Genomic DNA, 1,123 nt, shown 5'->3' on the forward strand with positions numbered 1-1,123 from the left:
CTTGCGCGCGCGTCCGATCCAGGTCATCGAAGGCCCGCTGATGGACGGCATGAACATCGTGGGCGACCTCTTCGGCGCCGGCAAGATGTTCCTGCCGCAGGTGGTGAAATCCGCCCGCAGTGATGAAGCAGGCGGTGGCAGCACCTCGATTCCGTTCAATCGAAGAAGAAAAGCGCCAGATTGCAGCGGCAGGCGGCGACGTGCGCTCGCGCGGCAAGATCGTCATCGCCACGGTCAAGGGCGATGTGCACGACATCGGCAAGAACATCGTCACCGTCGTGCTCCAGTGCAACAACTTCGAAGTCGTGAACATGGGCGTGATGGTCCCGTGCAACGACATCCTGGCCAAGGCGAAGGTGGAAGGCGCGGACATCATCGGCCTGTCGGGCCTGATTACGCCGTCGCTCGAAGAGATGGCCTACGTGGCGTCGGAAATGCAGCGCGACGAATACTTCCGCGTGAAGAAGATCCCGCTGCTGATCGGTGGCGCGACGACGAGCCGCGTGCATACCGCCGTGAAGATCGCCCCGAATTACGAAGGGCCGGTGGTCTACGTGCCGGACGCTTCCCGCTCGGTGAGCGTGGCATCGAGCCTGCTGTCCGACGAAGGCGCCGCACGCTACGTCGAAGAACTGCACGCCGACTACGATCGCATCGCACGCAGCACGCCAACAAGAAGGCCACGCCGATGGTGTCGCTGGCCGCCGCGCGCGCCAACAAGACGAAGATCGACTGGAGCAACTACACGCCGCCCAAGCCGAAGTTCATCGGCCGCCGCGTGTTCCGCAACTACGACTTGAACGAACTGGCGCAGTACATCGACTGGGGCCCGTTCTTCCAGACGTGGGACCTGGCCGGAAAATTCCCCGACATCCTCAACGACGAGATCGTCGGCGAATCGGCCCGTAAGGTGTTCTCCGACGGCAAGAGCATGCTCGCGCGCCTGATCGCCGGGCGCTGGCTCACGGCCAACGGCGTGATCGCGCTGCTGCCGGCCAATACCGTCAACGACGACGACATCGAGATCTACACCGACGAATCGCGCTCGGAAGTCGCGCTTACCTGGCGCAACATCCGCCAGCAGAGCGAGCGCCCGATCATCGACGGCGTGATGCGTCCGAAC

Annotated in this window: 1 pseudogene; it reads left to right on the plus strand. The window is 63.5% G+C overall.

Features of this window, described 5'->3' with window-relative positions:
• A pseudogene (locus FUT88_RS25840) lies at positions 1-1,123 on the plus strand (vitamin B12 dependent-methionine synthase activation domain-containing protein); the annotation flags it as partial.

The sequence above is a fragment of the Ralstonia sp. TCR112 genome (genome assembly GCF_007997035.1).
In the GTDB taxonomy this organism is placed as follows: Bacteria; Pseudomonadota; Gammaproteobacteria; order Burkholderiales; family Burkholderiaceae; genus Ralstonia; species Ralstonia edaphi.